The 25,551-nt window shown below is 59.9% G+C and carries 25 protein-coding genes; 8 read left to right on the top strand and 17 right to left on the bottom strand.

Features of this window, described 5'->3' with window-relative positions:
* Window positions 1–2 precede the first annotated feature (2 nt).
* Window positions 3–1,079 (top strand): hypothetical protein, encoded by a 1,077-nt coding sequence (locus AC3WMT_RS04105; protein WP_177431360.1) that lies wholly within the window; start codon window positions 3–5, stop codon window positions 1,077–1,079.
* Window positions 1,080–1,174: 95 nt separating this feature from the next.
* Here the strand turns inward: AC3WMT_RS04105 and AC3WMT_RS04100 are convergent, their stop codons facing one another.
* From AC3WMT_RS04100 to AC3WMT_RS04090, 3 genes are all read right to left on the bottom strand, one after another.
* Complete coding sequence (locus AC3WMT_RS04100; RefSeq protein WP_003213368.1) at window positions 1,175–1,450, bottom strand: HU family DNA-binding protein; 276 nt, start codon at window positions 1,448–1,450, stop codon at window positions 1,175–1,177.
* Between the two features lie 190 nt (window positions 1,451–1,640).
* Window positions 1,641–2,789, bottom strand: a complete 1,149-nt coding sequence (locus AC3WMT_RS04095) for an NAD(P)/FAD-dependent oxidoreductase (RefSeq protein WP_103302684.1) — start codon at window positions 2,787–2,789, stop codon at window positions 1,641–1,643.
* Between the two features lie 20 nt (window positions 2,790–2,809).
* Window positions 2,810–2,977 carry a rubredoxin gene (locus AC3WMT_RS04090; protein ID WP_007954349.1) on the bottom strand — a complete coding sequence of 56 codons (168 nt, stop codon included), beginning with the start codon at window positions 2,975–2,977 and terminating at the stop codon, window positions 2,810–2,812.
* A 202-nt stretch (window positions 2,978–3,179) separates the two neighbouring features.
* On the opposite strand from AC3WMT_RS04090, the gene AC3WMT_RS04085 reads away from it, so the two are divergent.
* Complete coding sequence (locus tag AC3WMT_RS04085) at window positions 3,180–3,740, top strand: chorismate--pyruvate lyase family protein (protein WP_103302685.1); 561 nt, start codon at window positions 3,180–3,182, stop codon at window positions 3,738–3,740.
* Complete coding sequence (gene ubiA / locus AC3WMT_RS04080; RefSeq protein WP_103302687.1) at window positions 3,740–4,630, top strand: 4-hydroxybenzoate octaprenyltransferase; 891 nt, start codon at window positions 3,740–3,742, stop codon at window positions 4,628–4,630. The genes AC3WMT_RS04085 and ubiA overlap by 1 nt, the downstream gene beginning before the upstream one ends.
* A 113-nt stretch (window positions 4,631–4,743) precedes the next feature.
* Here ubiA and AC3WMT_RS04075 read toward each other — a convergent pair whose 3' ends face one another.
* On the bottom strand, window positions 4,744–5,130 hold the full coding sequence (locus tag AC3WMT_RS04075) for a COG4315 family predicted lipoprotein (protein WP_103302689.1): 387 nt from the start codon (window positions 5,128–5,130) through the stop codon (window positions 4,744–4,746).
* Window positions 5,131–5,281: 151 nt separating this feature from the next.
* On the opposite strand from AC3WMT_RS04075, the gene phoB reads away from it, so the two are divergent.
* The 3 genes from phoB (at window position 5,282) to AC3WMT_RS04060 (ending at window position 8,858) form a co-directional block, all read left to right on the top strand.
* Window positions 5,282–5,971, top strand: a complete 690-nt coding sequence (gene phoB / locus AC3WMT_RS04070; protein WP_007896474.1) for a phosphate regulon transcriptional regulator PhoB — start codon at window positions 5,282–5,284, stop codon at window positions 5,969–5,971.
* Between the two features lie 137 nt (window positions 5,972–6,108).
* Window positions 6,109–7,395, top strand: a complete 1,287-nt coding sequence (phoR, locus tag AC3WMT_RS04065) for a phosphate regulon sensor histidine kinase PhoR (protein WP_256583480.1) — start codon at window positions 6,109–6,111, stop codon at window positions 7,393–7,395.
* A gap of 122 nt (window positions 7,396–7,517) precedes the next feature.
* Window positions 7,518–8,858, top strand: a complete 1,341-nt coding sequence (locus tag AC3WMT_RS04060; RefSeq protein WP_007920256.1) for a hemolysin family protein — start codon at window positions 7,518–7,520, stop codon at window positions 8,856–8,858.
* A 184-nt stretch (window positions 8,859–9,042) separates the two neighbouring features.
* On the opposite strand, the gene AC3WMT_RS04055 is transcribed toward AC3WMT_RS04060, so the two are convergent.
* From AC3WMT_RS04055 to AC3WMT_RS04020, 8 genes are all read right to left on the bottom strand, one after another.
* On the bottom strand, window positions 9,043–9,939 hold the full coding sequence (locus tag AC3WMT_RS04055) for a peptidoglycan DD-metalloendopeptidase family protein (protein WP_103302693.1): 897 nt from the start codon (window positions 9,937–9,939) through the stop codon (window positions 9,043–9,045).
* A 205-nt stretch (window positions 9,940–10,144) separates the two neighbouring features.
* Complete coding sequence (locus AC3WMT_RS04050; RefSeq protein WP_103302695.1) at window positions 10,145–11,101, bottom strand: response regulator; 957 nt, start codon at window positions 11,099–11,101, stop codon at window positions 10,145–10,147.
* A 180-nt stretch (window positions 11,102–11,281) separates the two neighbouring features.
* Complete coding sequence (gene phoU / locus AC3WMT_RS04045; RefSeq protein WP_007954334.1) at window positions 11,282–12,043, bottom strand: phosphate signaling complex protein PhoU; 762 nt, start codon at window positions 12,041–12,043, stop codon at window positions 11,282–11,284.
* Window positions 12,044–12,114: 71 nt separating this feature from the next.
* Window positions 12,115–12,948 (bottom strand): phosphate ABC transporter ATP-binding protein PstB, encoded by an 834-nt coding sequence (gene pstB, locus AC3WMT_RS04040; protein WP_103302696.1) that lies wholly within the window; start codon window positions 12,946–12,948, stop codon window positions 12,115–12,117.
* Window positions 12,949–13,131: 183 nt separating this feature from the next.
* Window positions 13,132–14,802 (bottom strand): phosphate ABC transporter permease PstA, encoded by a 1,671-nt coding sequence (pstA, locus tag AC3WMT_RS04035; RefSeq protein ID WP_103302699.1) that lies wholly within the window; start codon window positions 14,800–14,802, stop codon window positions 13,132–13,134.
* 16 nt (window positions 14,803–14,818) lie between these two features.
* Window positions 14,819–16,852 carry an ABC transporter permease subunit gene (locus tag AC3WMT_RS04030; RefSeq protein WP_177431367.1) on the bottom strand — a complete coding sequence of 678 codons (2,034 nt, stop codon included), beginning with the start codon at window positions 16,850–16,852 and terminating at the stop codon, window positions 14,819–14,821.
* 423 nt (window positions 16,853–17,275) lie between these two features.
* A complete protein-coding gene (locus AC3WMT_RS04025; RefSeq protein ID WP_034152107.1) occupies window positions 17,276–18,277 on the bottom strand; it encodes a phosphate ABC transporter substrate-binding protein PstS in 1,002 nt (333 codons plus the stop codon).
* A 247-nt stretch (window positions 18,278–18,524) separates the two neighbouring features.
* Window positions 18,525–19,823: an MFS transporter gene (locus AC3WMT_RS04020; protein WP_103302704.1), complete on the bottom strand. Its 1,299-nt coding sequence runs from the start codon at window positions 19,821–19,823 to the stop codon at window positions 18,525–18,527.
* Between the two features lie 377 nt (window positions 19,824–20,200).
* Between AC3WMT_RS04020 and AC3WMT_RS04015 the strand changes: the two genes are divergently transcribed.
* On the top strand, window positions 20,201–20,605 hold the full coding sequence (locus tag AC3WMT_RS04015) for an acyl-CoA thioesterase (protein ID WP_003229628.1): 405 nt from the start codon (window positions 20,201–20,203) through the stop codon (window positions 20,603–20,605).
* 58 nt (window positions 20,606–20,663) lie between these two features.
* A complete protein-coding gene (locus AC3WMT_RS04010; RefSeq protein WP_103302705.1) occupies window positions 20,664–21,563 on the top strand; it encodes a D-hexose-6-phosphate mutarotase in 900 nt (299 codons plus the stop codon).
* 171 nt (window positions 21,564–21,734) lie between these two features.
* On the opposite strand, the gene AC3WMT_RS04005 is transcribed toward AC3WMT_RS04010, so the two are convergent.
* The 5 genes from AC3WMT_RS04005 to AC3WMT_RS03985 all read right to left on the bottom strand — a co-directional run bounded on the left by AC3WMT_RS04005 (window position 21,735) and on the right by AC3WMT_RS03985 (window position 25,546).
* The gene (locus AC3WMT_RS04005) at window positions 21,735–22,271 is read right to left on the bottom strand and encodes a DUF3299 domain-containing protein (protein ID WP_007920225.1); all 537 of its coding nucleotides are present in this window, start codon (window positions 22,269–22,271) and stop codon (window positions 21,735–21,737) included.
* Window positions 22,272–22,364: 93 nt separating this feature from the next.
* On the bottom strand, window positions 22,365–22,610 hold the full coding sequence (locus AC3WMT_RS04000) for a GlsB/YeaQ/YmgE family stress response membrane protein (protein WP_007920223.1): 246 nt from the start codon (window positions 22,608–22,610) through the stop codon (window positions 22,365–22,367).
* A gap of 111 nt (window positions 22,611–22,721) precedes the next feature.
* Entirely contained in the window at window positions 22,722–23,804 is a 1,083-nt protein-coding gene (locus AC3WMT_RS03995; RefSeq protein ID WP_103302706.1) for a 5-(carboxyamino)imidazole ribonucleotide synthase, read from the bottom strand.
* Window positions 23,805–23,814: 10 nt separating this feature from the next.
* Complete coding sequence (purE, locus tag AC3WMT_RS03990; protein WP_003229641.1) at window positions 23,815–24,306, bottom strand: 5-(carboxyamino)imidazole ribonucleotide mutase; 492 nt, start codon at window positions 24,304–24,306, stop codon at window positions 23,815–23,817.
* Between the two features lie 331 nt (window positions 24,307–24,637).
* Window positions 24,638–25,546 carry a LysR substrate-binding domain-containing protein gene (locus AC3WMT_RS03985; protein ID WP_103302709.1) on the bottom strand — a complete coding sequence of 303 codons (909 nt, stop codon included), beginning with the start codon at window positions 25,544–25,546 and terminating at the stop codon, window positions 24,638–24,640.
* Between the last annotated feature and the right edge of the window lie 5 nt (window positions 25,547–25,551).

The raw sequence follows: 25,551 nt of genomic DNA, 5'->3' as shown, positions 1-25,551 counted from the left end.
TCATGGAATTGAAACCGCTGTTGTTCGCAGCGCTGATGTGGCTTCCCGTTACCCACGCATCCGCAGACAAACCGCCACTGGACGGCCATTACTACCTGACGGGCGCAATGGAAATGGGCGCCGAGTTGCTGTTGCGTAAGGACGGCACCTTTTCTGCTGGTATCGCCTACGGATCGGCTGGCGGTGTCGCCAAGGGAAACTGGTATGTCGAGGAAAACACTCTCATGTTGGAGCAAGAGCCTGCTGCCCAACCAGCAAAGAAGCTTTCCTACAATCTTTCACGCGAGAGAACGCTGATCGAACTAAAGGAATATGCCGAAAAAGAAAAAAATGAGTTGGCTAAAGAGAGCTACGTTTTAGAGCTACGGTACGATCACCAACCTCCGCCGCCGCCCCTGAAGCCCGTGATGGTCAGTCTCGAGTTCAATACAGGCCCACCGGGTCAATTGCTCTTGAACTCGAATCAACAAACAGACCTCTGGTTTCCTTACGATTACCAGAGAACGCTGAAAAAAATTGGCTTTGGCACAGATCATAATCGTGGAACCTATCAATGGTTCGATGTCGCGGGGGATAGCCGAGCCTTCAACATTGGCTGGAAGAAACGAAAAAACCAGCCCTTAACGTTCGAACAACCAATCGAATTTGATCTGGCGACCACCAGCCGTTATTTGGCTCCAGTAGAGCGAGAACGAGTTGACCATAACTATTGGTTGACGTTTTATCACTTCGATCCGGTCTCACCACCCGCGATCCATCCAGTGGAAGTTCATTGGCAACTCGAAGACGGTTCGACGTTGAAGGAGGTTTGGACAGACTCGCAGCGAAACACGCTGACACTGCCGTTCTCCCCAAATAAAGCATTGGCAAAAATCGGCTTACATACACAAAATTCTCCTGATGAAATCGAGTGGTTCACCGTCATGCCGGGAACTCGATGGGCGACGCTGGACTGGCAAGCCTATCCTGACCCTGCCAACGGCGATCTTTCTGTGTTGTTCAAAGATCTGCAACTGGCGATCGAGCCAAACTGCCTGGCCGTAGACTTTGGCAACGGCAAAGCCTGCTTCCGCAAATAACCTGACATACATCCACAAAAAATGGGCACTCGACCGCAATCGACGTGCCCATTTCTTCTTACGGTGCTCCCCTTTACTCAGGGAGTTCGCCGCAATTAAGGATTAACGCTGTCTTTCAACGATTTGCCTGGCTTGAACGCAACGGTGTTGCTGGCCTTGATTTTCACCGGTTCACCGGTTTGCGGGTTTTTGCCGGTGCGGGCGCCGCGGTGGCGTTGCAGGAAGGTGCCGAAGCCTACCAGCGTCACGCTGTCCTTGCGGTGCAGAGCGCCGGTGATTTCTTCGAGGACGGCGTTGAGTACGCGGTTGGCCTGTTCTTTGGTCAGATCTGCTTTTTCAGCGATTGCAGCGGCGAGTTCTGGTTTACGCATTAGTGAAGCCCCTTTGACGGTTTTTTGTTGTTATGTCCGTGCTGTTCTCGTTGGAACAGCGCCCAAGGCGCCGCAGGCTCTACTCTGCGGCAGACGGGAGTGAGAATGGCACGCGGATACCGGCGGCGCCAGTCTCCCCGCGACCTTTGTGGGGGCAAAAGCGGGGTGATTCCGACAGAACGACCAGTATTTACGCCAGCAGGGGCGGAAGCTGTTTGTTCAGTGCGAGTTTTTCCATCACCGCCGCGCCAGTCAGCGCATAACCGAGCAACTGACCGTCGGCGCTGTGGCACAGGGCCTTGATGTCGACGCCCTGCCCTTCAACGGTCCAGACGCCTTCGCTGCCGCGTGGTGGCGGCGAAACCACCAGTGGGCACACCGGGGTTTTCACGGTGATCGGCATTGGGCCGTAGCTCACCGCCGTCGGGTTTCCGGCGAGGGTTTGTGCAAGCGCTCGCGCACAGCTCATGAGGGGCATGACGTACAAAAGATTCAGCCCGTCGACCTCGGCGCAATCGCCCAAGGCATAGATATTGGCGTGGGAAGTCTTCAGGTGCCGATCGACCACGACACCGCGATTGACCTGCACGCCGGCAGCCGCCGCCAGATCGATGCGTGGGCGCAGGCCGATCGCCGAGACCACCACGTCGCACGGGATGACCTGGCCGTCGGACAGGTGCGCTTCCAGACCGTCGGCGACTTTCTGCAGACGGGTCAGCACCGGGCCGAGGTGAAATTTAGCGCCCAGGCTTTCCAGCCCGGCCTGCACCGCTGCCGCCGCAGCAGGATGCAGCAACATCGGCATGACCTGCTCGCACGGTGCAACCAGTTGCACCTCGTAGCCGCCGAGGATCAGGTCGTTGGCGAATTCGCAGCCGATAAGGCCGGCACCGAGCAACAGCACCCGACGCTTGCCGGCCGCCGCTGCGCGGAAACGTGCGTAGTCTTCGAGATCATTGATCGGGAACACCAGATCCGCGCCATCGCCTTCAATCGGCACGCGCACGGTTTCCGCGCCCCAGGCGAGGATCAGGTCGCGGTAGTACACCGCTTCTTCGCCGATCCACAGGCGCTTGTGGCCGGCGTCGATGCCGCTGATGCGCGTGTGGGTGCGCACTTCGGCTTTCAATTGCTCGGCCATGGCGCCCGGTTCGGCCATGCTCAGGCCATCGGCGTCCTTGTTCTTGCCGAAACCGGTGGAGAGCATCGGCTTGGAGTAAGAGCGGCCGTCATCGGCGGTAATCAGCAGCAACGGGGTTTCGCTATCGAGTTTGCGAAACTCCCGGGCCAGGTTGTAGCCCGCAAGCCCGGTGCCGACGATTACGACAGGTGCGTTCATGCCTTACTCCTTGGTTTTTCTCAGTTGATTTCGATCATTTCGAAGTCCATCTTGCCGACGCCGCAGTCCGGGCACAGCCAGTCTTCCGGCACGTCCTGCCACAGGGTGCCCGGTGCGATGCCGTCATCCGGCCAGCCATCGGCTTCGTTGTAGATCAGGCCGCAGACCACACATTGCCACTTCTTCATTCAGGTACTTCCTCAGGGTTCAGGCTGTTTTGCCGGCACGGACGGTCGATGGGTGCTGCGCTGCCGTCCGGCTCAGCGCGTTTTGTACTGATCGAGCCGGGCAGATGCAAGCCTGTTCGGCGCAACGGCGACCCGGATCAATCAATATCGCCGCCCGCCATGGTAAGCTCGCCGCCTCATTTGCGGCCAATAATGACTCATTGTGCAACAGACTAATCCTTGCCCGGCCCCGCTCTGGCTGACTCAAAGCCAACTGTCCCCGCTCCCCGATTCGTCGACCCTCGACTGGCTGTTCGACGAAGGTTCGCTGACCCGCCGATTGACCCGTCTGTCCAACGATGGCTTCAGCGTCACGCCATTGTTCGAAGGCTGGGACACCTTGCGCGCGGACGAATGTGCAGCACTGGACCTGGCCGAAGGCAGCGAAGGCTGGGTGCGCGAGGTGTATTTGCGTGGCCATGGCGAGGCCTGGGTGTTTGCCCGCAGCGTGGCCTCGCGCGCAGCCCTGCAGGGTGACGGCTTGCACATGGACGAATTGGGCAGCCGCTCGTTGGGCGAATTGCTGTTTTGCGATCACGCCTTTCAGCGCCGCGCCATCGAAGTCTGCCACTACCCGGAACATTGGCTGCCGCCAGTCTCCCGCGCCCCTGAATTGTGGGGTCGGCGCTCGCGTTTCGATCGTGGCGCGCTGAGCGTGCTGGTTGCCGAAATCTTCCTGCCGAGCCTGTGGAGCGCCGTCCGCGCCCATCCGGAGAACTGCTGATGTATCAGAGCCTGCTCAAGTCCCTGAATCGCTTGAACCCGCGTGCCTGGGATTTCATTCAGTTGACGCGCATGGACAAGCCGATCGGCATTTATCTGCTGTTGTGGCCGACGCTGTGGGCCTTGTGGATAGCCGGCAAAGGCTCACCGTCGCTGGCCAACGTGGTGATTTTCGTCCTCGGCGTGGTGCTGACCCGCGCCGGTGGCTGCGTGATCAATGACTGGGCTGATCGCAAGGTCGACGGCCACGTCAAACGCACCGCGCAGCGACCACTGGCCAGCGGCAAGATCAGCTCGAAAGAAGCCCTGGTGTTCTTCGCGCTGCTGATGGGTGTGAGTTTCCTGCTGGTGTTGTGCACCAATGCGCCGACCATCTGGCTGTCGCTGGGTGGGCTGGCATTGGCCTTCACTTATCCGTTCATGAAGCGCTACACCTATTATCCGCAGGTGGTGCTGGGCGCGGCGTTTTCGTGGGGCATGCCGATGGCGTTCACTGCCGAGACGGGCGAGTTGCCGGCGGCGGCGTGGCTGCTGTGGATCGCCAATCTGCTGTGGACGGTGGGTTACGACACCTATTACGCGATGACGGACCGCGATGACGATTTGAAGATTGGCGTGAAGTCGACGGCGATTCTGTTCGGCGAGGCGGACCGGGTAATCATCCTGAGCTTGCAGGCGTTGTCGCTGGGCTGCCTGCTGCTGGCGGGGTCGAAATTTGAGCTGGGCGTCTGGTTCCATCTTGGCTTGCTGGTGGCTGCCGGGTGTTATGCGTGGGAGTTCTGGTACACCCGCAGCAAGGACCGGATGCGCTGCTTCCAGGCGTTTTTGCACAACCATTGGGCCGGGCTGGCGATTTTTGTCGGGATCGTGCTGGATTACGCGTTGCGATAAGAATTTAAACATGTGGGAGCGAGCTTGCTCGCGAAGGCGTCGTGTCAGTCAGCAAATTGGTTAACTGACACACCGCTTTCGCGAGCAGGCTCGCTCCCACAGGGAGATTGCGGTTATTTTTGTGATTCGTGAACGACGTGCCACACGTCTTTCATGCCATCGCCCTTCATTTCTCCAGGCTTCTCATCCTTCATGAAGGTGTACAGCGGCTTGCCATCGTAGGCGTACTGCATCATGCCGTCATCGCGCTTGATGACCGTCCATTTGCCTTCTGCCTTGGCACCCGCCGGCGCCATCATCGGTGGCCAGTTCTTGGCGCAATCACCATTGCACATCGACTTGCCGCCAGCGTCCTTGTCGAACGTATAAACGGTCATGCCTTTGTGATCAACCATCATGCCGTCCTTCATCATGGCCGGCTCGGCAGCCAGCGCAAATCCAGGCAGAGTCAGGGCAGCAGCCATCAACAGGGCTTTGAAAGAAGCAGTCATTTGAGTCATGGAAACCTTCTTTTGTGGTTGTCAGGATTCGGACTTAGAGCTTAGTTCAGGATCCGTACAATCGCCGCCGGACTAAAATACTGTCACACGACTGCAATAATTCCGTTATCTAATGCGGCGCAAGACAGTTAAATGACAAGAGGATTAAGGCATGGTTGGCAGGAGCATTCTGATCGTCGACGACGAAGCGCCCATTCGCGAAATGATCGCCGTTGCGTTGGAAATGGCCGGCTATGACTGCCTCGAGGCGGAGAACTCGCAGCAGGCGCACGCCATCATCGTCGACCGCAAACCGGACCTGATCCTGCTCGACTGGATGCTGCCCGGCACCTCCGGCATCGAGCTGGCCCGTCGTCTGAAACGTGATGAGCTGACCGGGGACATCCCGATTATCATGCTCACCGCCAAGGGCGAAGAGGACAACAAGATCCAGGGTCTGGAAGTCGGCGCCGACGACTACATCACCAAACCGTTTTCCCCCCGCGAACTGGTGGCACGCCTCAAGGCCGTGCTGCGCCGCGCCGGCCCGACCGATGGCGAAGCGCCGATCGAAGTCGGCGGCTTGTTGCTCGACCCGATCAGCCACCGCGTGACCATCGACGGCAAACCGGCCGAGATGGGCCCGACCGAATACCGTCTGCTGCAATTCTTCATGACCCACCAGGAACGCGCCTACACCCGTGGCCAGTTGCTGGATCAGGTCTGGGGTGGCAACGTCTATGTTGAAGAGCGCACCGTCGACGTGCACATCCGGCGTCTGCGCAAGGCCCTCGGCGACGCCTACGAAAATCTGGTACAAACCGTGCGCGGCACCGGCTACCGGTTCTCCACAAAAGCATAAAAACAGCTGCAAGCTTCTAGCTACAAGCGGCAAGAAACAGCGAGCCGCTCTGACTTGTAGCTTGCAGCTTGAAACTTGAAGCTGCGGCTAAGGACGCCCCCGTGAATCAAAACTGGCATGGCACCCTGATTCGCCACATGCTGTTGCTGGTCACCGTTTGCCTGGTGATCGGCCTGATCAGCGGCTACTACGGCTGGAGCCTCGCGGCGGGTCTGGGGATTTACCTGGCCTGGACGCTCAAGCAATTGCTGCGTCTGCACGAATGGCTGCGCCTGCATCAACCCGATGAAGCACCGCCCGACGGCTATGGCCTGTGGGGCGAAGTGTTCGACAGCATCTATCACCTGCAACGCCGCGACCAACGAGTGCGCGGGCGTCTGCAAGCGGTGATCGACCGGGTCCAGGAGTCCACCGCTGCACTGAAAGACGCGGTGATCATGCTCGACAGCGACGGCAATCTGGAATGGTGGAACCGCGCCGCCGAAACCCTGCTCGGCCTCAAGACCCCACAAGACAGCGGCCAACCGGTGACCAACCTGGTGCGGCATCCGCGCTTCAAGGAGTACTTCGAGCAGGAAAGCTACGCCGAACCGCTGGAAATCCCCTCGCCGACCAATGATCGCGTGCGCATTCAGCTGTACCTGACCCGCTACGGCAACAACGAACACTTGATGCTGGTGCGCGACGTCACGCGCATCCATCAGCTGGAACAGATGCGCAAAGACTTCATCGCCAACGTCTCCCACGAACTGCGCACGCCGTTGACGGTGATCTGCGGTTATCTGGAAACCCTGCTCGACAACGTCGAAGAAGTGAACCCGCGCTGGAGCCGTGCGTTGCAGCAGATGCAGCAACAGGGCGGGCGCATGCAAACGCTGCTCAACGACTTGCTGCTGCTGGCGAAACTGGAAGCCACTGATTACCCGTCGGACAACCAACCCGTACAGGTCGATACGCTGCTGCAATCGATCAAGAGCGATGCGCAGCAATTGTCCGGTTCGAAAAACCAGCGCATCACCCTCGAAGCCGACGCCAGCCTGCTGCTCAAGGGCAGCGAGGCAGAACTGCGCAGCGCGTTTTCCAATCTGGTATTCAACGCGGTGAAGTACACCCCGGCCGAGGGCAACATCCGCATTCGCTGGTGGGGCGACGATCAGGGCGCGCACTTGAGCGTGCAGGATTCCGGCATCGGCATCGACAGCAAACACCTGCCGCGCCTGACCGAACGCTTCTACCGCGTCGACTCCAGCCGCAACTCCAACACCGGCGGCACCGGCCTCGGCCTGGCCATCGTCAAACACGTGCTGCTGCGCCACCGCGCACGCATGGAGATCAGCAGCGTGCCCGGTCACGGCAGCACGTTCACCTGCCATTTCGCCCCGGCTCAAGTCGCTCAAGCGCGGGCGATCAGCGCCACCGAGTAAGACCGACCGGCACTCACCACTAGGCAATCGCCATGTCAGCCGCTACATTGGCTGACTTGTGCCTGCCTTTCAGGCGCGGCTTTTACCTCTCTTGAATCACACGGAACCCGCAAAACTCCATCATGGACCCTTCCCCTGGCTTGTCCCTCGCAACAATATTCGCCGATTTCGGCATGATCCTTTTTGCTCTGATCCTGGTTTTGCTCAACGGCTTCTTCGTTGCGGCAGAGTTCGCCATGGTCAAACTGCGCTCGACCCGCGTCGAGGCCATCGCTGATCAGAACGGCTGGCGCGGACACATTCTGCGCACCGTACACAGTCAGCTCGATGCGTACCTCTCGGCGTGCCAGCTCGGTATCACCCTTGCCTCCCTCGGCCTCGGTTGGGTCGGTGAGCCGGCCTTCGCGCACATTCTCGAACCGCTGCTGAGCGCGGTCGGCGTGCAGTCGCCGGAGATCGTCAAAGGCGTGTCGTTCTTCACCGCGTTCTTCATCATTTCGTACCTGCACATCGTCGTCGGCGAATTGGCCCCCAAGTCGTGGGCGATCCGTAAACCCGAGCTGCTGTCGCTGTGGACGGCGGTGCCGCTGTACCTGTTCTACTGGGCGATGTACCCGGCGATCTACCTGCTTAACGCCAGCGCCAACGCAATTTTGCGTATCGCCGGCCAAGGTGAACCCGGCCCGCACCACGAACACCATTACAGCCGCGAAGAACTGAAACTGATCCTGCACTCCAGCCGTGGCCAGGATCCGAGCGACCAAGGCATGCGCGTACTGGCCTCGGCGGTGGAAATGGGCGAACTGGAAGTGGTCGACTGGGCCAACTCCCGCGAAGACCTGATCACCCTGGAATTCAACGCGCCGCTGAAAGAAATCCTGGCGATGTTCCGTCGCCACAAGTTCAGCCGTTACCCGGTGTACGACAGCGAGCGCCAGGAGTTCGTCGGCCTGCTGCACATCAAGGATCTGCTGCTGGAACTGGCGGCGCTGGATCACATCCCCGAGTCGTTCAACCTGGCCGAGCTGACCCGTCCGCTGGAGCGCGTGTCGCGGCACATGCCGCTGTCGCAGTTGCTGGAACAGTTCCGCAAGGGCGGCTCGCACTTCGCCGTGGTCGAGGAGGCTGACGGCAACATCATTGGCTACCTGACCATGGAAGACGTGCTGGAAGTGCTGGTCGGTGATATCCAGGACGAACACCGCAAGGCTGAGCGCGGGATCCTCGCCTATCAGCCGGGCAAGCTGCTGGTACGCGGCGATACGCCGTTGTTCAAGGTTGAACGTCTGCTGGGTATCGACCTTGACCACATCGAAGCGGAAACCCTTGCCGGGCTGGTCTACGAGACCCTGAAACGGGTGCCGGAAGAGGAAGAAGTGCTGGAAGTCGAAGGCCTGCGAATCATCATCAAGAAGATGAAAGGGCCGAAGATTGTATTGGCGAAGGTGTTAATGCTGGATTGATGGGTGTTCTGGGGGCGGTTTCTGTGGTGAAGGGATTTATCCCCGATGGGCTGCGAAGCAGCCCTGAATCTGCATTCGTATAGCATCTGACACAACGCATTCAGTGTTTTTGGGACGGCTGCGCCCTCCATCGGGGATAAATCCCCTCGCCACAAAAGCCATCCACATCTGATCCCTCGTGTGTTTATTGCTTGCCCAACGCAAAGTTGGGCAACGCCCCCAGCGGCTGGTTGAACTGATACGGAATCGACACCAGCCCCGCCCCGCTGTTGCGCTGTATCACAAAGTGCAGGTGCGGGCCGCTGCTGTTGCCGGTGTTGCCCGACAGCGCCAACGGACTGCCCACCGTCACCCTTTGCCCTTCGCGCACGCTCACCGAGCCCTGCTTGAGATGCAGGTACACGCCCATCGTGCCGTCATCGTGCAGTACCCGAACGAAATTGCCCGACGCATCGTTGCCACGCCCGCTCTGTGAATTCTCGGTTTTCACCACTACCCCTGCCCGTGCCGCAATGATCGGCGTGCCGACCGGCATGGCGATGTCCATGGCGTATTTGTTTTTCGGCCCGTAGTGGCTGTATTGGCCGTTGGCGCCCTGGCTCAGACGGAACGGTCCACCGCGCCAGGGCAGCGGATAGCGATAGCCCTGTGCGGTTCCGGCAGGGTCGCCGAGGGAATAGTGAAATTGCGGCGTGTACACCAGCGGCTGCTTACCGGAAACCGCTGTCAGCAACGCCAGGCGCGTATTACTGCGCGCCGGCAGCACCCGGCGGATGGTTTGCGCCGGTGCACCACGCACGTTGCTCATTCCAGTAAACGCCAGCGCCACCTCGACCGGCGCGTACAGGTCGTTGCGCACAAACACCACGTCGGCGCCCTTCTGCTTCTTGATGTCGAGGTACACCTGTCGCTCCAGGCGCTCGACCATGCGGTCCTGAAACACGAACACCTGGGAGCCTTTGCTCGGACGGTCGCTGTACGAGACCACGCCGTTGGCATCGGTGGATTTGTAAATGGTCATGGCCACAGCCGAGGTGGAGGCCATGAAAAGACCACAGAAAAACAGCAGGCGCGCGAGCATGGGCAAGAGTCTGTCGAAGTAAGGCCTGGGAATGAGCCTAGCAGGTGAAGCAGACCAGGCTAGTCGACAGATGTTTCAAATGATCGTCCCCACGCTCTGCGTGGGGATGCAGCCCGGGACGCTCTGCGTCCCATGCGAGAGGACGCGGAGCGTCCGGTTGAGGCATTCCCACGCAGAGCGTGGGAACGATCAGCGTAAAACTGTGTTACGCGCCCGGAACGAAGTGCTTTTGCGCCGTGCCGCGGGCGATCAGGCGGGAGATGTAATCGAGTTTCTGCGCGTCCTGATCGACGAAGCGGAACGTCAGTTGCAGCCAGTCGCTGTCGGCTTTCTGCTCGTGGGCGACGATGGCGTGCAGGTAGCCATTGAGGCGGGCGATTTCGGCGTTGTCACCCTGCTCCAGATCGAGCACAGCGCTGTCGAGGATCTGCGGCAGGGTGTCGGTGCGTTTCACCACCAACAGCGCTTCCTTGATGCTCAGGGCCTTGATCACGCACTGCTGGTTGCCGCTTGGCAGGCGCAACTGGCCCTGACCACGTCCACCGGCCGGCGCTTTCGATGCGGCAGGTGCCTGCACGGGTGGGCTGTTGAGCAGACCACGGGACGGCGCAGCGGCGGGTGCCGGAGCAGCAGCGGCAGGCTTGGCGAACGGATTGACCACAGCGGCCGCCGGAGCGCCACCGACCACGGCAGGCTTGCCGCCCGTCAACGCACTGAGCGAATCATTGCCGAACGCCGAGTTCATCTTGGTCGGTGCGCTGTTCATCAGGGTGTCGAGCTTGCCGACCTTGTTCAGCGCCTGCTTGACCTTGGTCAGCAGTTGCTCGTTGGTGAACGGCTTGCTGACGTAGCCGGACACGCCGGCCTGAATCGCCTGCACGACGTTTTCCTTGTCGCCACGGCTGGTGACCATGACAAACGGCATGGTCTTGAGATTGTCTTGCTCGCGGCACCAGGTCAGCAGTTCGAGGCCAGACATTTCCGGCATTTCCCAGTCGCACAGGACCAGGTCGAAGGCTTCTCTGGCCAGCATCGCTTGAGCTTTTTTACCGTTGACGGCGTCCTCGGTGCGGATCCCGGGGAAGTAGTTACGCAGGCACTTTTTTACCAGGTCACGAATGAACGAAGCGTCGTCCACGACCAACACACTGATCTTGCTCATCCAACACCCCTATAAAAATCCCGGCAAGCATACCGCTTTTACTGATGGCACATTGCCAACAATCTTCAGTCACGCCGGGACTTTTCGTTCGCGGGTGCTGCTTTTGAATTCGATGCTCTTACTCAAGTGCCCTAAACAAAAACGCCCGGCCAAAGGGCCGGGCGCTTTTCTCAGGCAATCTTACTTATCGTCAGCATCGCCCGGAACATTAGCGGTTTCGCCGCTTGTGCCTTCAACTTCTTCTTTCATGCGCTTGAGACCCATGTGGCGCACGTCGGTGCCGCGCACCAGGTAGATGACCAATTCGGAGATGTTGCGCGCGTGATCGCCGATCCGCTCCAGCGAACGCAGCACCCAGATGATGCTCAAGACCCGCGAGATAGAGCGCGGGTCCTCCATCATGTAGGTCGCCAGCTCACGCAGGGCAGTCTTGTATTCGCGGTCGATGATCTTGTCGTACTGCGCCACCGACAACGCCAGATCGGCGTCAAAACGGGCAAACGCGTCCAGCGCATCACGGACCATGTTGCGCACCTGGTCGCCGATGTGGCGAACCTCGACGTAACCGCGTGGCGCTTCACCTTCTTCGCACAGCTGAATCGCACGACGGGCGATCTTGGTCGCTTCGTCACCGATGCGCTCGAGGTCGATCACCGACTTGGAGATGCTGATGATCAGACGCAGGTCAGACGCCGCCGGCTGACGACGGGCCAGAATGCGCAGGCACTCTTCGTCGATGTTGCGTTCCATCTGGTTGATCTGGTCATCGATCTCGCGCACCTGCTGAGCCAGACCGGAATCGGCCTCGATCAGCGCGGTCACCGCGTCATTGACCTGCTTCTCGACCAGCCCGCCCATGGCCAGGAGGTGGCTGCGCACTTCCTCAAGCTCGGCGTTGAACTGCGCGGAGATGTGGTGGGTAAGGCCTTCTTTACTAATCATGTTGGCGTCCTTGGAGCGTCCGGTAAGGTGCGGTGGGCCGCAGCGTCAATACTGTGAGTAACCCGCAACTGTCAGCCATAACGACCGGTGATGTAGTCTTCGGTCTGCTTCTTCGCCGGATTGGTGAACAGGGTATCGGTGTCGCCGAATTCCACCAGTTTGCCCATGTACATGAACGCCGTGTAGTCGGAAACCCGCGCGGCCTGTTGCATGTTGTGGGTCACGATGACGATGGTGAACTTGGATTTCAGCTCGTAGATCAGCTCTTCGACTTTCAGCGTCGAGATCGGGTCGAGAGCCGAGCATGGTTCGTCGAGCAGCAGCACTTCCGGCTCCACCGCGATGGTACGTGCGATCACCAGACGCTGCTGCTGACCACCGGACAGGCCGAGTGCCGAGTCGTGCAGACGGTCTTTGACTTCGTCCCACAGCGCCGCGCCTTTGAGTGCCCACTCAACGGCTTCGTCGAGGATGCGTTTCTTGTTGATGCCTTGGATACGCAGGCCGTACACCACGTTTTCGTAGATGGTTTTCGGGAACGGGTTGGGCTTCTGGAACACCATGCCGACGCGACGGCGCAACTCGGCGACGTCTTCGCCCTTGCGGTAGATGTTGTTGCCGTAGAGGTTGATCGCGCCTTCAACACGGCAGCCGTCAACCAGATCGTTCATGCGGTTGAAGGTGCGCAGCAAGGTCGACTTACCGCAGCCGGACGGGCCGATGAACGCGGTCACGCGCTGTTTCGGAATGTTCATGCTGACGTCGAACAGCGCTTGTTTCTCGCCGTAGTAAAGACTCAGGCCGGGTACTTCGATGGCCACGGTTTCCTGCGCCAGGTTCAGGCTTTGCTTGTCGCGGCCCAGGGCAGACATGTTGATGCCGTGGGTATGTGTTTCGTGCTGCATGGGAGGCTCCCTGTGCTAACAAATTCGGTTCGTTGAACCACTGGCCAAACCAGCGGGTAACGCAAATTCAGTTTTTGTCGCGATCCCTGTGGGAGCTGGCTTGCCAGCGATGGCATCACCGCGGTGTAACTGAAACACCGCGTCGCCTGCATCGCTGGCAAGCCAGCTCCCACAGGATTGGTTTTAACTGTCTAGAGCTTTGTATTTTTCGCGCAGGTGGTTACGGATATACACCGCCGAAAGGTTTAGCGTGGCGATCACCAGCACCAGCAACAGCGCCGTGGCGTACACCAGCGGACGGGCCGCTTCGACGTTCGGGCTCTGGAAGCCAACGTCATAAATGTGGAAACCCAGGTGCATGATTTTCTGATCCAGGTGCAGGTACGGGTAGTTGCCATCCACCGGCAGCGACGGCGCCAGTTTCACCACACCCACCAGCATCAGCGGCGCCACTTCACCGGCGGCACGGGCCACCGCGAGGATCATGCCGGTCATCATCGCCGGGCTGGCCATCGGGATCACGATCTTCCACAAGGTTTCAGCCTTGGTCGCGCCGAGGGCCAACGAACCTTCACGCACGGTGCGCGGGATACGTGCCAGACCTTCTTCGGTCGCGACAATCACCACCGGCACTGCCAGCAGTGCCAACGTCAGCGACGCCCAAAGCAGACCCGGCGTACCGAAGGTCGGTGCCGGCAGCGCTTCGGGGAAGAACAAACGGTCGACCGAACCACCCAACACGTAAACGAAGAAGCCCAGACCAAACACGCCGTAAACGATCGCCGGAACGCCCGCCAAGTTGTTCACCGCGATGCGGATGATCCGCGTCAGGGTGTTCTGCTTGGCGTATTCACGCAGGTACACCGCCGCCAGCACGCCGAACGGCGTCACGATCATCGCCATGATCAGGGTCATCATCACGGTGCCGAAGATCGCCGGGAAGATCCCGCCTTCGGTGTTCGCTTCACGCGGGTCGTCCGAAAGGAACTCCCAGATCTTGCTGAAGTAGAAACCGACCTTGGTGAACGTGCTCATCGCGTTCGGCTGGTAGGCGTGAACCACTTTGCCCAGACCGATTTCGATCTCTTTGCCGTTGGCATCGCGAGCGGTCAAGGCATCACGGTTGAACTGCGCATGCAGATCGGCCAGCCGCGCTTCGATGTCCTGATAACGTGCGTTCAGCTCGGCGCGCTCGGACTCCATGTCCGCTTGCGCGGTGGCGTCGAGTTTGCCTTCCAGCTCCAGTTTGCGGCCGTGCAGACGGATGCGCTCCAGACCTGCGTTGATCGCGCCGATGTCAGTCTTTTCCAGCGACTTGAGCTGTGCAGCGAGGCCGTTCACACGGTTGATCCGCGCCTGCAGCTCAGGCCATGCAGCCTCGCCCTCGGCGATGACTTTGCCGTCCTGTTTGACGTTGACCAGATAGCCGTAGAAGTTGCCCCACTCGCGACGTTCGATCGCCATCAACTCTGGCGGCGTGGTCTGGTTGGTCAGCCACTCGCCGACGATCCAGGTGAAGTCGTTGCCGTTCAAGTCACGGTTGCCGACCTTGATCAGCTCGCGGGTCATGAATTCCGGGCCCTGATCCGGCACTGGCAAACCAGCGCTCTTCAGTCGGGCACGCGGGACTTCTTCCTTCTGTACCACTTCACCGACGACCAGGTGCTGGGCCTGGCCCGGCACGTCGTAACTGGCGTGGATCAGATCCGCCGGCCAGAAGTGACCGAGACCGCGCACGGCAATCACGGCCAGCAGGCCAATGGTCATGATGACCGCGATGGACACCGCGCCACCGCTGATCCAGACGCCCGGGGCGCCGCTCTTGAACCATCCTTTCAGGGAGTTCTGTTTCACAGACTTCTACCTTTGCTTAAAGCGACGAGTATTTCTTGCGCAGACGCTGACGAATCAGTTCTGCCAGGGTGTTCATGACGAAGGTGAACAGCAGCAGCACCAGCGCCGAGAGGAACAGCACGCGGTAGTGGCTACCGCCGACTTCCGACTCGGGCATTTCCACCGCGACGTTGGCGGCCAGGGTGCGCAGACCTTCGAACAGATTCATTTCCATGACCGGGGTGTTACCGGTGGCCATCAACACGATCATGGTTTCGCCGACCGCACGGCCCATGCCGATCATTAATGCAGAGAAGATGCCCGGGCTGGCGGTGAGAATCACCACGCGAGTCATGGTCTGCCATGGCGTAGCACCGAGAGCCAGCGAGCCGAGGGTCAGGCCACGCGGCACGCTGAACACGGCGTCTTCAGCAATGGAGTAGATGTTCGGGATCACCGCAAAACCCATGGCCAGACCGACTACCAGAGCGTTGCGCTGGTCGTAGGTGATGCCCAGGTCGTGGGAGATCCACATGCGCATATCACCGCCGAAGAACCAGTTCTCCATGAACGGACTCATGTACAGCGACAGCCAGCCCACAAACAGGATCACCGGGATCAGCAGCGCACTTTCCCAACCGTCCGGGACTTTCAGGCGGATCGACTCAGGCAGGCGACTGAAGGTGAAACCGGCGACCAGAATACCGATCGGCAGCAGCATCAGCAGGCTGAAGATGCCCGGCAAATGCCCTTCGACATAAGGTGCGAGGAACAGGCCAGCGAAGAAACCGAGGATCACCGTCGGCATCGCTTCCATCAGTTCGATGACCGGTTTGACCTTGCGGCGCATGCCCGGGGCCATGAAGTAGGCGGTGTAGATTGCAGCGGCGACGGCCAGCGGCGCGGCCAGCAGCATCGCGTAGAACGCGGCTTTCAGGGTGCCGAAGGTCAGTGGCGAGAGGCTCAGTTTCGGTTCGAAATCGGTGTTGGCGGCGGTCGATTGCCAGACGTATTTAGGCTCGTCGTAGTTTTCGTACCAGACCTTGCTCCACAACGCGCTCCACGAAACTTCCGGGTGCGGGTTGTCGAGCAGCAGCGGTTGCAGCTTGCCGCCGGCTTCGACGATTACGCGGTTGGCGCGTGGCGACAGACCGAACAGGCCTTGGCCTTCCACTACCTGATCAACCAGCAAAGTGCGGTGCGCGGTGCTGTGGAACACGCCGAGCTTGCCGCTGGCATCGAGGGCGAGGAAGCCTTTGCGGCGTTCTTCAGCAGTGATTTCAACGATTGGCGTAGTGCCCATCTGGAAGGTGCGGATCTGCTTCAGACGCAACTCGCCATCGGTATCGCGGGCCATGAACCACTGGGCCAGACCACCCTTGGAGTCACCGACGATCAGCGAGATACCACCGACCAGTTGCGTGGTCGCGGTGACTTCGGCGTCAGCGTTTTCCAGCAGTTTGTAGCGACCGTTGAGGCTCTTGTCGCGCAGGCTGAACACGTCGGCCTGGGCACGCCCGTTGACCACGTACAGCCATTGCTGACGCGGGTCGACGAAGATGTTTTTTACCGGTTCAGTCATCTGCGGCAGATCGATGCGCTTCTGCTCGTCGGTGACTTCGCCGGTCATCATGTTTTCTTCGCTGGTCAGCGACAGAACGTTGAGTTGCGAACCGGTCGAACCCACCAGCATCAGCGTTGTGTCGGTCGCGTTGAGGCTGACGTGCTCAAGCGCACCGCCGGCTTCGTTCAGCGCGATCGGCGTCTCGCCGTACGGGTATTCGATGGCCGGGGTGATGGTTTTCTTGCCGTCGGGGTAGCTGACTTTATAGGTGTGACGGAACACCAGCGCCTGGCCGTTGGACAGACCGACAGCTACCAGCGGATGACCTGGCTGGTCTTCGCCGATGGAGGTTACGGTAGTGCCGGCCGGAACCGGCAGATCGACGCGCTTCAATTCAGCGCCACTGTCGATGTCGAAGAACAGCGCCTGACCCTTGTCGGAAACGCGCATCGCCACCTGATTCTGCTCTTCGAGCGAAATCATCAGCGGCTTGCCAGCGTCCTGCATCCACGCGGGAGTAATGGCATCTTTCGCAGTCAGGTCGGCACCTTTGAACAGCGGCGCAACCACGTAGGCGAGGAAGAAGAAGATCAGGGTGATGGCTGCCAGCACCGCGAGACCGCCAACGAGGACGTACCAGCGGGTGAAGCGATCCTTGAGCGCGCGAATGCGGCGCTTGCGTTGCAGCTCAGGCGTATTGAAATCAATGCGCTTGGGAGGATTAGTAGTCATGTGGGAATTGGCCAGATCATTCATGCGCTCACCCTAGCGATCCTGTATGACAGAAAGATGACAGTGCAGTGACGCAGCAAATCCACCGCCAGCAGGACTGGCAGAGGATCGAAAATTTGAGGTGTGGAAAAGGCCGGCCTGCAAGCAGATCCGGCCTTTTTCCTTGAGTCAGGCGGGGCTCACCCCGGACTCAATTTGTTACTTCTTTGCGACTTCAGCGCCGCCTTCTTGCAGACCCAGGTCAGCCAGTGCTTTTGCAGCAACCTTGGCTGGCAGTGGGATGTAGCCGTCTTTCACTACAACTTCCTGGCCCTGTTTGGACAGAACCAGTTTCACGAACTCAGCTTCCAGCGGGGCCAGAGGCTTGTTCGGGGCCTTGTTCACATACACGTAGAGGAAACGCGACAGTGGGTACTTGCCGTTCAGGGCGTTCTCTTCGGTGTCTTCGATGAAGTCAGTGCTGCCTTTCTTCGACAGGGCAACAGTCTTCACGCTGGCGGTCTTGTAGCCGATGCCCGAGTAACCGATACCGTTCAGCGAGGAGCTGATCGACTGCACGACCGAAGCCGAGCCTGGTTGTTCGTTGACGTTTGGCTTGTAGTCGCCTTTGCACAGGGCTTCTTCTTTGAAGTAGCCGTAGGTGCCGGATACCGAGTTACGACCGAACAGTTGCACTGGCTTGTTGGCCAGATCGCCGGTCACGCCCAGGTCTCCCCAGGTTTTCACGTCGGCTTTGGCGCCGCACAGACGAGTGGACGAGAAGATCGCATCAACCTGTTCCATGGTCAGGTGCTGGATCGGGTTGTCTTTGTGTACGAACACCGCCAGGGCGTCCACGGCAACCGGGATAGCGGTTGGCTTGTAGCCGTATTTCTGTTCGAAGGCCGCCAGTTCGGTGTCCTTCATCTTGCGGCTCATCGGGCCCAGGTTGGAGGTGCCTTCAGTCAGCGCAGGTGGCGCAGTGGCGGAGCCAGCGGCCTGAATCTGGATGTTTACGTTCGGGTATTCTTTTTTGTAGTTCTCAGCCCAGAGGGTCATGAGGTTGGCCAGAGTATCGGAGCCGACGCTGGACAGGTTGCCCGACACACCAGTGGTCTTGGTGTAGCTCGGGATAGCAGGGTCAACAGCGGCGAACGCGTTGGCAGTCGCAACGCCAGCAGCGACAAAAGTCATTGCCGCCATCAAACGCTTCAGTTTCATGCCTTACTCCTAGCAGATAGGGTGTGTTAAGTCGGGGCCAAGTATCAGCAGGCCGTGTGAACACTCTATGGCTGAAATATGACAATTGGATGAAAGGCCAGCATGTCGCGACAGATCGTTCCCACGCTCTGCGTGGGAACGCCGCCATGGACGCTCTGCGTCCGCATTGAGAGGTGACGCGGAGCGTCATGGGATGCATTCCCACGCGGAGCGTGGGAATGATCAGACAGCTACAAATAGCTCGGAATCAGCGACCCTTCTTCCAGAGCCACGCCCCCACCAGAATCCCCACCGTGCACAACACCGCCACATAGTAGGCCGGGCCCATTGCGCTTTCTTTCAGCAGCAGGCTGACCACCATTGGCGTCAGGCCGCCGAAGATCGCGTAGGCAACGTTATAAGAGAAGGACAAACCGCTGAAGCGCACCACCGGCGGGAACGCTTTAACCATCACATACGGCACCGCACCGATGGTGCCGACCAGGAAACCGGTCAACGCGTACAGCGGGAACAGCCAGGTCGGGTGAGCGGCGAGGCTGTGATAGAAGGTCCAGGAGCTGATCAGCAAGCCAAGGCAACCGAATACGAACACGCGTCCGGCGCCAAAGCGATCCGCCAACGCACCGGAGATGATGCAGCCGATGCTCAAAAAGACGATCGCCAGACTGTTCGATTGCAACGACTCTGTCGGCGTGAAGTGGTAGACCGTTTGCAGCACGGTCGGGGTCATCAATATGACTACGACGATGCCAGCGGACAGCAACCAGGTCAGCAGCATCGAGATCGCAATCGCACCGCGATGGTCGCGCAGCACTGCGCGCAACGGCACTTCTTCAGCCAGCGCCTTGCGTTGTTGCAGTTCGGCGAACACCGGGGTTTCGTGCAGCCAGCGGCGCAGGTAGACCGAGAACAGGCCAAATACACCACCGAGCAGGAACGGGATCCGCCAGGCGTAATCGGAAACCTCGGCAGGCGTATAGATGCTGTTGATCGCGGTGGCGACCAGCGAGCCGAGCAGAATACCGGCGGTCAGGCCGCTGGTAAGGGTGCCGCAGGCATAACCCATATGTTTCTGCGGCACGTGTTCGGAAACGAAGACCCACGCCCCCGGCACTTCACCGCCAATCGCCGCGCCCTGAATCACGCGCATCAACAGCAGAAGAATCGGCGCCCACAGGCCGATCTGCGCATACGTTGGCAGCAGCCCCATGATCAAGGTCGGCACGGCCATCATGAAAATGCTCAGGGTGAACATCTTCTTGCGCCCCAGCAGATCGCCGAAGTGCGCCATGACGATGCCGCCCAGCGGCCGTGCGAGATAGCCGGCGGCGAAGATGCCGAAGGTCTGCATCAGACGCAGCCATTCGGGCATGTCGGCCGGAAAGAACAGCTTGCCGACCACGGTGGCGAAGAACACGAAGATGATGAAATCGTAGAATTCCAGCGCACCGCCGAGGGCGGACAGCGACAGAGTCTTGTAGTCGTTGCGGGTCAATGGTCGTGCGGGTTGCTCGGGCTGCGCGAGGCTCGAAGGCGCTGTGGTCATGGCAAGGGCTTCTCTTATAGTCGGATCTACCGCCACAACAACGCTGGCTGTGACTTGGGCAGGTTCGGCACCATAGCAAATTGTTCGAAAAAGCACATAGAGGCGCGTATTTGACGGTCGAAATGAGAACCGGATGGTCGTCGTGGAGTCTACCGACCGATATACTCGCAACCTTGCTCCGGTTTGTAGGGGGTTGCTGTGCGAAAACGTCGTTGGCCCGGCCTTTGCTCGGGATTAGCCGGTTTCGCAGAGTTTCTCCTTAGGCGCCTGATGGAAAACGTGACGAACGTAGAATGTTCGGTGCTGAATCGTTTTTCCCGAAGACGGCTACCACCAGCAATACCAACGAAGAGTCACGGGTCAGAGGCACCCCCGGCATGATAGAGCTCGAACAAGAAGATCCGATCCCGCAAGGCGACCTGGCCTTGCAAATCACTGCACTTCCACGTGAAACCAACGGCTTTGGCGATATTTTCGGCGGCTGGCTGGTAGCGCAGATGGATTTGGCCGGCACCGCAATGGCCAGCCGCGTGGCCGGTGGCCGCGTCGCCACGGTTGCCATTGATCGCATGGCGTTCCTCGTGCCTGTGGCAGTCGGCGCGCAATTGTCCTTTTACACCCAGACCCTGGAAATCGGCCGCAGCTCGATCCAGATGATGGTCGAAGTGTGGAGCGACGATCCGCTGTCCAGCGAGTGGCGTAAAGTTACCGAGGCGGTATTTGTCTTCGTCGCCATCGACGGCAGCGGCCGCACTCGCTCGGTGCCGCCACGCGCACGTTAAACATCGCGGCCGATTTGCGGTCGATAGTCGTCCCAAGTGTCTGATCGAGAGCTGTCCCATGAACACGCCCAACGTTGAAGCCGTGAAACTGGATGAACTGAACTGCTGGCGCATTCGCCACGGTCAGGCCGAAGTGCTGGTGGCCCAGCAAGGCGCGCACATCCTCAGTTATCAGATCGACGGCCAGCCGCCGATTATCTGGCTCAATGACAAGGCGGTGTTCAAGGCGGGCAAAAGCATCCGCGCCGGCGTGCCGGTGTGCTGGCCGTGGTTTGGCGTCTTCGAGCGTAATCCGCAGAGCGTGAAAGCGATGCGCGTCAGCGAAGAACCGGCGCAGGCTCACGGTTTTGTCCGGGCGATGGATTGGGAGCTGGGCGGCATCGAAGCCGAAGACCATGGCGTCAAGGTTGAATTCAAGCTGCCTTATCCGGAGGGCGGCTTCCCGGGCTGGCCGCATCAGGTCGATCTGACGCTGACCCTGCACCTGAATGACCAGTTGCACATCAGCCTGACCAGCCATAACCGTGGCGCCGAAGACGTCAGCATCAGTCAGGCGCTGCACACGTATTTCGCCGTCAGCGATGTACGCAATGTGCAGGTCGAAGGCGTGGATGGTCTGGATTACATCGAGACCCTGGACAACTGGAACACCCACGCGCAGACAGGCGACCTGCAGTTTGCCGGCGAAACCGACCGTATCTACCTGAATGCTCCGCCGCGACTGAGCATTGTCGATCCGGCCTGGGAGCGGCGTATCGTGCTGACGGCCACCGGCTCGCGCACGGCGGTGATCTGGAATCCGTGGATCGATCGCGCGGCAGCATTCAGCGACATGGATAACGAAGGCTGGCAGCGCATGCTGTGCATCGAGACGGCGAACGTGATGGATGATGTGGTGAATCTGGCATCGGGTGCGAGCCATACGATGGGTGTCAGCATCGGCAGCAAACCGCTCTGACCAACCCCGCAGTACCAATGTTGGAGTGAGCCTTTGTGGTGAGGGGGTTTATCCCCGATGGCCTGCGGAGCAGGCCCCTGTTCTTGATTCAAAAGCGGGGTCGCTTCGCAACCCATCGGGGATAAATCCCCTCGCCACAGGGGCTGGCACACAGTTGTTTCGTGGTGACTGTTAAAGATCCGACTCTTGCACCACCCGCACCTTGTCGGCCTCCAGCGCATACGCCGCATCAGCCAGATCATTGCTGACCTTCTCGACTTTCAGCGTGCCAGTCACCCACAGCGGCGTGTAGATATCGTCCAGTTTCAAACCCTTCGGATAACGCACCAGCACCAGTTGATTCGGTGGCGGTGGCGGCACGTGGATGCAGGCGCCCGGGTACGGCACGAGGAAGAACAGCGTGCTGCGGCCCTTGGCATCGGACTCCAGCGGCACCGGGTAACCACCGATGCGAATATGCTTGTCATTCATCGACGCCACCGTTTTGGTCGAATACATCACCGCCGGCAGACCTTTGGCCTGCTTCATCCCGCCCTTCTCGGTGAAGGTGCCGGTGGCTTCCGGGGAGTTGTGGTCGATTTCAGGCATGGCCTCGAGGGCCTTTTGGTCCGACTTGGGCATCAGTTCCAGCCAGTCGGTTTCCGGCAGTTCGCCGGCGTGGGCCAAACCGCTGCCCAGGAAAAGGAGAGTCAACAGAAGACGGCGCATGAAGGTGCTCGGAAAAGAAAGGAGAGAACGTTAAATCGCCGAGCATTCTAGCCCTCCCGGCCACTTTGGCCGAGAGGGCTTTGTCGCTTTGGATCAGTTCTTTTTGATCAGGCCGTAGATCACCAGCAACACGATCGCGCCGACCAGTGCGCCGATGAAGCCTGCACCCTCGCCCGCGTGATAGATGCCCAGAGCCTGGCCGCCGTAGGTGGCCGCCAGCGAACCGCCGATACCGAGCAGGATGGTCATGATCCAGCCCATGCTGTCATCGCCCGGTTTCAGGAACCGAGCCAGCAGGCCGACGATCAAGCCGATAAAGATGGTTCCGATAATTCCCATGGCATTTCCCTCTGATTTGGTAGATATGCGAAAGACTAGCCAGTGTTTCGCATCCTGCCATGAGAGAACGGCGGCCCCTGAATGGTTCCGCCGCTGCCACATGAAACTGTTTTACTCGGCGATCAGCGCTTCGACCTTGACGATCTGCGCCTGAAGGGTGGCCATGTCGGCGCAGCGCAGGTTGGCGTGACCGACCTTGCGCCCGGCCTTGAAGGCCTTGCCGTAGTGATGCAAATGGCAGTCTTCGATGGCGATGACTTTCTCCACCGGCGGAACCACGCCGATGAAGTTGAGCATCGCGCTCTCGCCGACCTTGGCCGTCGAACCCAGCGGCAGGCCGGCAACGGCGCGCAGATGGTTTTCGAACTGGCTGCACTCGGCGCCTTCGGTGGTCCAGTGCCCGGAGTTGTGCACGCGCGGGGCGATTTCGTTGGCTTTTAAGCCACCGTCGACTTCAAAGAACTCGAACGCCATCACGCCGACGTAATCCAGCTGCTTGAGCACACGGCTGGAATAGTCTTCGGCCAATGCCTGCAACGGGTGATCGGTACTGGCGACCGACAGCTTGAGGATGCCGCTCTCGTGGGTGTTGTGCACCAGCGGATAGAACTTCGTTTCACCATCACGGGCACGCACGGCGATCAGCGAGACTTCACCGGTGAACGGCACGAAGCCTTCCAGCAGGCAGGCAACGCTGCCCAGCTCGGCGAAGGTACCGACCACATCTTCTGGCTTGCGCAGGACTTTCTGGCCCTTGCCGTCGTAACCCAAAGTGCGGGTTTTCAGCACGGCCGGCAGGCCGATCGAAGCGACGGCCGCATCCAGATCGGCTTGCGACTGAATGTCGGCGAAGGCCGGAGTCGGGATGCCCAGATCCTTGAACATGCTCTTCTCGAACCAGCGGTCGCGAGCAATGCGCAGAGCTTCGGCGCTCGGATAAACCGGGACGAATTGCGAGAGGAACGCGACAGTTTCAGCCGGGACGCTTTCGAACTCGAAGGTCACCAGATCGACTTCATCGGCCAATTGGCGCAGATGATCCTGATCGCCGTAGTCGGCCCGCAGGTGTTCGCCCAATGCGGCCGCACAGGCGTCCGGCGCAGGGTCGAGAAAAGCGAAGTTCATGCCCAGCGGAGTGCCCGCCAGGGCCAACATACGGCCCAACTGGCCGCCACCGATTACACCGATCTTCATCTCAACAACCTCAGGCAATACGTGGGTCTGGATTGTCCAGGACGCTGTCTGTCTGCTCGGCACGGAAGGTTTTCAGTACCGCGTGGAACTGTGGATGCTTGGCGCCGAGGATGCTCGCCGAGAGCAGCGCGGCGTTGATTGCGCCGGCCTTGCCGATGGCCAGGGTAGCGACCGGAATGCCCGCTGGCATCTGCACGATCGACAGCAGCGAATCGACGCCCGACAGCATCGACGACTGCACCGGAACGCCCAGCACCGGCAGGTGGGTTTTAGCCGCACACATGCCTGGCAAGTGGGCCGCGCCACCGGCACCGGCGATAATCACCTCGATGCCGCGGCCTTCAGCCTCTTCGGCGTACTGGAACAGCAGATCCGGGGTGCGGTGGGCAGAAACCACCTTGACCTCGTACGGAATGCCGAGCTTTTCCAGCATATCGGCGGTGTGGCTAAGGGTGGACCAATCGGACTTGGAGCCCATGATCACGCCAACCAGTGCACTCATCGTCGCGCCTCTTCTCTCTGGGCGCCCGCAGGCGCGTCAAAAACAACAAGCCACGCAGGATTGCGTGGCTTGATTGTACGAAAAATGGCCGGACGTACCGGCCGAAGGCCGCGCAGTATACCGCAATGAAAGCAATAAACAGCCCCCATCGCGACCATCTGTCATCTGCCGCAAAAGCCCGGTTTTATTGACCTGAAGGTCAGCGCCAAGACATCACTTTGATCCCTGTGGGAGCTGGCTTGCCAGCGATGGCGTCAGACCAGTAAACAGAGAGGGTGACTGACACACCGCATCGCTGGCAAGCCAGCTCCCACAGGATTAGTTGCCGGATTCAAGATCCGTGCGCAGCTCCGCCTTCGAGCTTGCGCCACAACAGGCGAACATTGGCCTTGCGCACCAGCGCGCAGCGGTACAGACGAATCTCCAGCGGCACATGCCATTGCGGGCCGCCGCAGACGACGAGTTCACCCCGTGCCAGTTCCGCACGCACGCTCAACTGCGGCACCCAAGCGATGCCGAGGCCTTCCAGCGCCATGCTCTTCAGGCTGTCAGCCATCGCCGTTTCATAAATCGTGGTGAAACGCAGCTGACGCTGGCGCAGCAAACCGTTCACCGAACGCCCGAGAAAGGCGCCTGCGCTATACGCCAGCAACGGCACGCTGGCCTCGCCTTCCAGATCGAACAGCGGCTTGCCGTCGGCATCCGCCGCGCACACCGGGAGCATTTCGGTCTGGCCCAGGTGCAGCGACGGGAAGATTTCCGGGTCCATCTGCATGGCCGCGTCCGGGTCGTAGAACGCCAGCATCAGATCGCAACCGCCCTCACGCAAGGCATGCACAGCGTCACCGACGTTTGTCGCGACGAGTCGCGTGGCGATGTTCAAACCTTCATTGCGCAGTTGCGCGATCCAGCGCGGGAAAAAGCCCAGCGCCAGCGAGTGCGCCGCAGCTACTTGCATCACCTCGCCCTGCCCGCCTTCCAGATGATGCAGATGGCGCAGCACTTCGCCGAGCTGTTCGACCACGGTGCGCGCGGTTACCAGAAACAACTGCCCTGCAGCCGTCAGTTCGACCGGCGTACGCGAGCGATTGACCAATGTCAGCCCCAACGCCGCTTCCAGGCTGCGAATCCGTCGACTGAACGCCGGTTGCGTCACGAAGCGCCGTTCGGCTGCCTGCGAGAAGCTGCGGGTGGCGGCCAGAGCACTGAAGTCCTCGAGCCATTTGCTTTCCAGATTCATCACGT

This window comes from Pseudomonas sp. FW305-7 (assembly GCF_058786735.1).
This window is presented reverse-complemented; position numbering and strand designations above follow the sequence as displayed.